Below are 2133 nucleotides of genomic sequence, written 5' to 3'. Positions count from 1 at the left end.
CACCCGGTCGCCGTCGCGCTCGGCGTCGGCCAGCCGCTTGAGCACCACCACCCCGGTGCCCTCGCCGATCAGCACGCCGTCCGCGCCCCGGTGGAACGGGCGGATCCGCTGGCTCGGCGACAGCGCGCCGAGCTGGCTGAACACGCTCCACAGCGTGATGTCGTGGCAGTGGTGCACGCCGCCCGCCAGCACCACGTCGCACCGGCCGCCGGCCAGCTCGCGCACCGCGTGGTCCACCGCCACCAGCGACGACGCGCACGCCGCGTCCACCGTGTAGGCGGGGCCGCGCAGGTCGAGCCGGTTGGCGACGCGCGACGCGGCGAGGTTGGGCACCAGGCCGATCGCCGACTCCGGCGCCTCCGGGCCGAGCTGGTCGGCGAACGCCGCGCGGACCCGCTCCAGCCGGTCGTCGTCCAGTTCGGGCACCAGCTCGCGCAGCGTGCGCACGACCTGGTTGGCGGTGCGGACCCGCTGGTCCAGCCGCACCAGGCCGGGCGTGAGGTAGCCGCCCCGGCCGAGCACCACGCCGACCCGGCGGCGGTCGGCGGGCAGCACCGCGTCCCCGCCCGCGTCCGCGATGGCGTCGGCGGCGACCTGCAACGCGATCAGCTGGTCGGGCTCGGTGCCCGGCACGGACCCCGGCATCACGCCGAACCCGGCCGCGTCCACCGCCGCGTCGACGAACCCGCCGCGCCGGCAGTACACGCGGTCCGCGCGCCGGGGCCCGGGGCCCGGGTCGTAGAACTCGCCGTCCCACCGGTCCGGCGGCACGTCGCCGATGGCGTCCACGCCGTTGACGATGTTGCGCCAGTACGCGTCGAGGTCGGGCGCGCCGGGGAACAGCACCGCCATCCCGACGATCGCCACGGCGTCGGCGGTGTTCGGGGCGCTCGGGGTGCTCGATGCCAACCCGGTCACCACCCGGAGGCGGTGTAGACGACGGCGTGCGCGTCGGCCGGGCCCCACGCCAGCTCGCGCAGCAGGCACAGCGGCCCCTCGTCGGGGTCGATCAGCGAGATGCCGCGCGCGGCGTAGGACCGCATCAGCTCCGGCGTCACCATGCCGCCGCCGTCCGCCGCCCACGGTCCCCAGTGGACGGTCAGGCCGCGCCTGCCGGGCCTGCTCCAGCGCCGGGCCAGCTCCTCCAGGGCGTCGTTGGCCGCCGCGTAGTCGCACTGGCCGCGGTTGCCCAGGGCGGCGGCGACGCTGCCGAACAGCACGGCGTAGCGCGGGCCGTCCGGCAGGGTGTCCACGGCGTCGAGCAGGGTGCGCGCGCCGTCGACCTTCGTGCCGAACACCCGCCGGAACGACTCCACGGACTTCTCCGCCACCAGCTTGTCCTCGATCACGCCCGCCGCGTAGACCACCGCGTCGAGCCGGCCGTGGTCGTCGTGGACGCGCTTCACCGTGGCGCGCACGGCTTCGGCGTCGCGCACGTCGACCGCGTGGTAGCGCACCGGGCTGCCCAGCCCGGCCAGGTCGGCCAGGGTGGCGCGCACCTCGCGCTCGGCCAGCAGGGCGGACACCGCGCGCTCGATCTCGGCGGGCGAGGTCAGGCCCCGGGCGATGAACGCCGACCGCAGCGCCGCCCGGTCGCCGGCGCCGGCCGTCGCCGGGTCCTCCGGTCCGGTCGGCGCGGGGGTGCGCCCGAGCAGCTCGACCCGGCACCGGCCCGCCGCCGCCAGCGACCGGGCGAACCGGGCGGTGATGCCCCGCGCGCCGCCCACGAGCAGCACGACCGCGTCCCGGTCCAGCCCGGCGGCCTCGGCCTCGGCCGCGCCGTCACCGGCGGGACCGGCGCCGGCGGCGGCCACCGGGCCCAGGTCGGTCACGGCGAGCCGCAGCCCGCGCCGCGCGCCGCCGGCCAGCACGACCGGCTCGTGCTCGGCCGCGCCCAGCTCCGCCAGCAGCGCGGCGGTCACGTCGGTGTCGTCGGCGACCTCGACCAGCGTGGTGGCGACGTCCGGGTACTCGCGGTCCAGGGTGCGGAAGAAGCCGCGCAGGCCGGTCGCCGCACCCGCGCCGCGCCGGTCCACGGCCAGCAGGCCGCGCGGTCCCGCGGCGAGCAGCGCCTGGATGACCGGGAACTCCTCCGGCAGCAGGGAGTCGTCGGGGTCGAGCGCGCCCAGGTGG

General features: G+C 78.0%; 2 protein-coding genes. Both read right to left on the bottom strand.

All coding sequences use genetic code 11. From position 1 onward, the window contains the following. Nucleotides 1-909 (bottom strand): beta-ketoacyl [acyl carrier protein] synthase domain-containing protein (locus tag ACFV4N_RS43120; protein WP_499678484.1); only part of this gene is annotated, 909 nt, incomplete at its 3' end. Between the two features lie 5 nt (nt 910-914). Next, nucleotides 915-2133: SDR family NAD(P)-dependent oxidoreductase (locus ACFV4N_RS43115; RefSeq protein WP_499678483.1), on the bottom strand; the 1219-nt coding region annotated here is incomplete at its 5' end.

Source organism: Actinosynnema sp. NPDC059797 (assembly GCF_042732085.1).
GTDB lineage: Bacteria > Actinomycetota > Actinomycetes > Mycobacteriales > Pseudonocardiaceae > Actinosynnema.
This window is presented reverse-complemented; position numbering and strand designations above follow the sequence as displayed.